General features: G+C 63.3%; 7 protein-coding genes. 2 read left to right on the forward strand and 5 right to left on the reverse strand.

Going from position 1 to position 5,672, the window contains the following annotated elements; all coding sequences use genetic code 11:
• Positions 1-14: 14 nt before the first annotated feature.
• The 4 genes from AC1D1X_RS13985 to pip all read right to left on the reverse strand — a co-directional run bounded on the left by AC1D1X_RS13985 (position 15) and on the right by pip (position 3,734).
• Positions 15-410 (reverse strand): CvpA family protein, encoded by a 396-nt coding sequence (locus AC1D1X_RS13985; protein ID WP_477698480.1) that lies wholly within the window; start codon positions 408-410, stop codon positions 15-17.
• Positions 411-421: 11 nt separating this feature from the next.
• On the reverse strand, positions 422-1,225 hold the full coding sequence (locus AC1D1X_RS13990) for an SPOR domain-containing protein (protein ID WP_477698481.1): 804 nt from the start codon (positions 1,223-1,225) through the stop codon (positions 422-424).
• An 89-nt stretch (positions 1,226-1,314) separates the two neighbouring features.
• Positions 1,315-2,625 (reverse strand): bifunctional tetrahydrofolate synthase/dihydrofolate synthase, encoded by a 1,311-nt coding sequence (folC, locus tag AC1D1X_RS13995; protein WP_477668073.1) that lies wholly within the window; start codon positions 2,623-2,625, stop codon positions 1,315-1,317.
• Between the two features lie 137 nt (positions 2,626-2,762).
• Entirely contained in the window at positions 2,763-3,734 is a 972-nt protein-coding gene (gene pip, locus AC1D1X_RS14000) for a prolyl aminopeptidase (RefSeq protein ID WP_477698482.1), read from the reverse strand.
• Between the two features lie 190 nt (positions 3,735-3,924).
• Here pip and AC1D1X_RS14005 point away from each other — a divergent pair, with 190 nt between their 5' ends.
• Both AC1D1X_RS14005 and AC1D1X_RS14010 read left to right on the forward strand, forming a co-directional pair.
• Complete coding sequence (locus AC1D1X_RS14005; protein ID WP_477668075.1) at positions 3,925-4,269, forward strand: ArsC family reductase; 345 nt, start codon at positions 3,925-3,927, stop codon at positions 4,267-4,269.
• Between the two features lie 206 nt (positions 4,270-4,475).
• Complete coding sequence (locus AC1D1X_RS14010) at positions 4,476-5,180, forward strand: glycine zipper 2TM domain-containing protein (protein WP_477665543.1); 705 nt, start codon at positions 4,476-4,478, stop codon at positions 5,178-5,180.
• 75 nt (positions 5,181-5,255) lie between these two features.
• Here the strand turns inward: AC1D1X_RS14010 and AC1D1X_RS14015 are convergent.
• On the reverse strand, positions 5,256-5,672 hold a 417-nt coding region (locus AC1D1X_RS14015; RefSeq protein ID WP_477698483.1), incomplete at its 5' end, for an anti-sigma factor.

Raw genomic sequence — 5,672 nt, forward strand, 5'->3', positions numbered from 1 at the left:
CCCTTTGATTCCCGTCACCAACTGCTGGACTTCAGCGCCGTCATATCGATCACAACGGTCGCGGCCAGCAGCAAAACAATTCCGCGCAACGCACCAAAAGCGGCTCCGAATACTCTGTCCACAGGCGCCAGGCCGACGGCAGCCACCAGCTTCTTCACCACAAAGGCCAGCAACCCTGCCGCGAACACGGCGGCGATAAAGATCAGCACAAACGCCGCCGCATAACGTACCGGGTCAGAAGCAGACTGCACCGGCAAGCGGGTGGCCAGGTCGGGCGCAAACCATTGCGCCACAAAAAACGACACCACCCAGCCCAGCACCGACAACACCTCATACACCAGCCCGCGCCATGCGCCCAACAGCATGGAAAAAACCAGCACTCCCAGCAAAATCCAGTCAACAGCCGTCACGAAACTACTAATTACAAGGTCAGGATGGCAGCGGGTAAATCAAGGSCCTTGATCTTGGTCGCCGCCTTGTCGGCCTCGGCCTTGGTGGCAAATGGGCCCACGCGGACCCGGATGCGCTTGCCGTCTTTGGTTTCCGCCACTTGTGTATAGGTTTTGAGGCCCGCCTTTTCCACCTTCAGGCGCGCTTCGCGGGCCTTGGCCACGTCGGCAAACGCACCGACCTGAACCACAAAACGGCCGTCCGCCTCGCTGGCAGACGGTTTGGCGGCCGGCACAGCGGTGCCGTTCAGCAGTGCGGCGGCACGTGTGGCGTCATCGTTCGCAGCGGGCTTGGCCGGCTTGGTTTCTGACTTGGCTTCCGGTTTGACCGGAGGTTTCACCTCGGGTTTGGCTTCCGGCTTTGCTTCATTTTTGATAGCTGGTGGCGCAGATGCAGCAAGGGCTGGAGCCGGTTTTGATGAAAGAATTTCTTCCTTGGGCGCCAGGCTGGCGTCAGCGGTTACTTTTTCGGCGGGCTTGTCGGCCACCTTGGGGGCAGATGCGGAAGTGGCTGCCGGGGCACCGGGCCCGGGAATCACCAGGGGCTTGACCGTGCCTTTGCCGGGAATTTCAATCGGGATATCGACCGGAATGGGCCTGGGCTGGGTGTCAAACAACAGCGGGAAACCCAACACGCCGATCAGCACCAGCACGGCAGAACCGATCAGCCGGTGTTTGGCACGCTTGCGGATCACTTCCACGCTTTCCGTTTGAGCGGCTGACCCGGCATTGGAGGCAGCGTTGGAGCCGCCCCGGCGGAAATTGAAAAACGGCATGGTGTGGCTTGGATCCGATAAGGGGTGACGTTAACGGTGAACGCGGGCTGACGGCCCTTGGAATGCTTGACGGACCGGCTTGTCCGGTCTCAGGCGGCCAGGTGCGGGGCCGAAAGACGCGGCACACCGTCCTTCAAAATGCCGCCCACCGTATGGAAGGAGCCGAACACGACAATTCTATCAGCGGGGGTTGCGGCCCTGACCGCCGCCTGCAGCGCCGCTTCGGGTGATTTGTAAGTGCCGGCGCTTGCATCAGGGCGGGTATTGGCCGCCGTCCACCTGGCCTGCAAATCCTCGGCAGAAGCGGCCCGCGGCGTCGGCAAATCGGTGAAATACCACTTGTCGATGAGCGGCGCCACGCGCGCCAGCATGGGAGCCAGGTCTTTGTCGGCCATGGCACCGAACACCGCGTGTGTGCAGGGGTAAAAGCCCATGGCATCAAGGTTTTCAGCCAGCGCAGCCACCGAATGGGGGTTGTGCGCCACGTCCAGCACCAGCGTGGGCTGGCCGGGCACGATCTGGAAACGCCCCGGCAACTCGACCATCGACAAGCCGTTGCGCACCGCCTGGGCGGTGACCGGCAGGCGGTCACGCAAGGCCGTCAGCGCCGCCAGCACGCCCGAGGCGTTGACAAGCTGGTTGGCGCCGCGCAAGGCCGGGTACGCCAGGCCGGCATACCGGCGCCCGCGCCCTGCCCAGCCCCATTGCTGTTTGTCGCCCGAAAAATTGAAGTCCGTACCAAAGCGCCACAAGTCAGCGCCTACTCCGGCCGCGTAATCAATGATGCTTTGCGGCGGCACCGGGTCACTCACGATGACCGGCTTGCCGGCGCGCATGATGCCGGCCTTTTCGCGGCCAATGCTTTCGCGGTCGGGGCCCAGGTATTCCATGTGGTCCAGGTCGATGCTGGTGATCACCGCGCAGTCGGCGTCCAGCATGTTGACGGCGTCCAGCCGGCCACCCAGGCCGACTTCGAGGATGACGACGTCCAGCTTGGCGTCGGCCAGCAGCTGCAGGATGGCCAGGGTGGTGAATTCAAAGTAGGTCAGCGAGATCGCGTCGCCGCCCTGCGTGCGCGCCGCCTCGACGCGCGCGAACTGCGCAACCAGCTCGTCAGCCTTCACGATGTCGCCGCGCACCCGGCAGCGCTCTTCAAAATGCACCAGGTGCGGCGAGGTGAAGACGCCGGTGCGGTAGCCGGCCTGCAGCAAGATCGCTTCGAGCATCGCGCAGGTCGAGCCTTTGCCGTTGGTGCCGGCCACCGTGATGATGGGGCAGTCAAAAGCCAGGCCCATGCGCTTGGCCACAGCGCTGATGCGCGTCAGGCCCATGTCGATGCCGACGGGGTGCAGGTGCTCGCAGTAAGCCAGCCAATCGTCGAGGGTTTTGAGTTGTTCCATAGAGCCCACCATTGTCGCGTAGCTCGAATACCCCCGTTGGCGCTCACTGGCGTGTAGCGCCTTCCCCCTTGCAGGGGGCGGCGCCTGCGGCCTAGCAAAGCCAGTTCCGCGGCACCTGCTGGCAAAGAAGCAGGAGGTCAGCCTGCGAAACGGTCGGTGGCCGCTATGAGTTGGCGCAGGATGCCGGGCTCGTTGAAGGCGTGGCCGGCGTTGTCAATCATGTGGAATTCGGCCTCGGGCCAGGCGCGGTGCAGGTCCCACGCGGTTTTGGCTGGTGTGGCCACGTCGTAGCGGCCTTGCACGATGACACCGGGAATCCCAGCCAGCTTGTGCGCGTCGCGAATGAGCTGACCCTCTTCGAGCCAGCCGGCGTGCACAAAATAATGGTTTTCTATGCGCGCGAATGCCAGGGCGAAAGCGTCGTTACCATGCTGGGCGGTAAAAGACGGGTCGGGCAACAAGGTAATCGTCTGGCCTTCCCACAGGCTCCACGCACGGGCAGCCGCCAGTTGCGCAGCACGGTCGGCGCCCACCAGGCGTTTGCGGTAGGCGGCAATCAGGTCGCCGCGCTCCGCCGGGGGAATGGGTTTGACGAACTCTTCCCACAAATCAGGGAACAACCAGGACGCCCCCTCCTGGTAGTACCAGAGCAGCTCGGCGCGGCGCAGCGCAAAAATGCCCCGCACAATGAGCGCCGACACGCGGGCCGGATGAGCCTGGGCATACGCCAGCGCCAGTGCGCTGCCCCAGGAGCCGCCGAACACCAGCCAGCGCTCCACGCCCAGCAGGGTGCGCAAGCGCTCGATGTCGGCTACCAGGTGCCAGGTCGTGTTGTTTTCCAGTGAGGCACTGGGTCGGGAGCGGCCGCAGCCGCGCTGGTCGAACAGCAGCACGCAATAGCGCTCCGGGTCGAACAGGYGGCGGTGTTCGGGCGAGCAGCCCGCACCCGGGCCACCATGCAAAAACACCGCCGGCTTTCCTTGGGGGTTGCCGCATAACTCCCAGTACACCGAATGGCCGTCACCCGTTTCAAGAATGCCCGTGCGGAAAGGTTCGAGAGGCGGGTAAAGAACGGCGGGGGCAGTGCGCGTGGCTGAAGCAGCGGTCATGAGGCAAGGCATCCATACAAAAAAAGGTTGAGCCGGTCGGCGTTCTTCATTATTCCAGCCTTGCCAAAGGCCTGCCCACGCGTCCACGCCCTTGCCTGCCTTCGCAACAACGCTACTAATTTGATAGCTGCTCGCGCTCGTCCCGCTTGGCCGGAAGGCCTGTTTCTCTTAAATCTGCGAAAATCCGGCCATGATCATTCTTTACGGCATCCCCAATTGCGACACCGTCAAAAAGGCCCGTGCATGGCTAGTCGAACAAGGTGTTGACTACCAGTTTCACGATTTCAAGAAGCAGGGCGTGCCGCCCGACCAGCTGGCGCGATGGGCCCAGGCGGCAGGCTGGGAAAAGCTGCTCAACCGCCAGGGCACCACCTGGCGAAAGCTGGACCCGGCGCTGCAGGCCGGCGTGCATGACAGCGCCAGCGCGCAAACACTGATGCTGGCCAACCCCAGCGTCATCAAGCGGCCCGTGGTGGACTGGGGCAAGGACATCACCGTCGGTTTTGACGCCCCGGGCTGGGCTGCGAGGGTTTGAACGCACGGCGGGCCGACCGGTTACGTTTTGCAGCCTGTTTTGCCTTCAGAGGGCTTTAAAAGGCAGCTTTACCGTCGATTTACCGAACTCTGCACCCCAAAATGACTCTGACTTACTAAAATTACGTTTGCCACCCGAGCCATCACCCGACCAGGGTGAGCCCTTTGGCGGTGCAACTTCAGCCACGTGCTGAAAAGGGTTGAATCATGAAAAAAGCGCTTGTTCTCTCCGCTCTTGCTGCCGCCTCCGGGTTGGCTGCTGTACCCGCCTCCGCCATGGACATCCTGGCCCGGGTGATTTCAAGCACGCCGGTGGTGCAGCAAGTGGCTGTACCGCGCCAGGTCTGCAGCAACCAGCCCGTCGTTGTCCAGCAACCGAACTCGGGCGCAGGTGCGCTGATGGGCGCGCTGGCAGGCGGCGCAGCCGGTAACGCCATCGGCAATGGCGGTGGCCGTGCCGTCGCCACCATGATCGGGCTGGTGGGCGGTGCCATCGTTGGCGACCGCATCGAAGGCTCAAACAACCAGGTTCAAAACGTGCAGCAGTGCGCGACGCAAACCTATTACGAAAACCGCCCCAGCCACTACAACGTGGTGTACGAATACCAGGGCACGCAGTACAGCACGCAGATGGCCACCGACCCTGGCCAGTATGTGCGCCTGCAGGTCACACCGGTCGGCGCCATGGCACCGGCGCCGCAGACCTTCCAGTCTGCGCCCCAGCAGCCCCAGACCTATGTGCAGCCGGCACCCCAACCGGTGTACGTCCAGCCTGCTGTGACTTATGTGGAGCAGCCGGTGGTTTACCCGGCTTACTACCCCCGTCCCTATTACCAGCCCTACTACGCGCCCATCGGCCTTTCGCTGAACTTCGGTTACAGCCGGGGCTATGGCCACCACCACTGGCGCTAAGACCAACTGGCGGGCTGAACAAAAAAGGGGCGTTGTCAACGCCCCTTTTTGCTGTCCGCGAATATTCGACTGTTGCTATTTGGGCGTTTCAATCAGGGCACCCTTGAACAGCACCGGCCCGGTCGGCCCGCTGCCCGGCGGCACGCCACCCTTGGGCTCCAGCGTGATCGCCAGCGTCGGCACCTGGCGCATGTAGGTACCCGCGGCAGTCAAGCGAACCACGGGGTCTGCGCTCATCACACCCAGCGATTTGGGCGCCGCGCCGGGCGGCAAAGCCCAAAGCTCCAGGGACTTGTCGGGCTGCTCCCTGAAGCTGCCCACGCGCTTGAGCGACAGTGTCTTGTTCTTCGGATCAAACGTCACCAGCAGCGAGGCCGAAGCCTTGTCATCGGTCAGCACGGCCACGTATTCGATCTCGGGCGTGGCTGTCAGTTTGGCGGTCAGTTCGCTCACCTGCCCGCTCAGCCGGCCGTTCACGTTCAGCCCCACGAC

The organism is Polaromonas sp. P1_G4, from assembly GCF_056405475.1.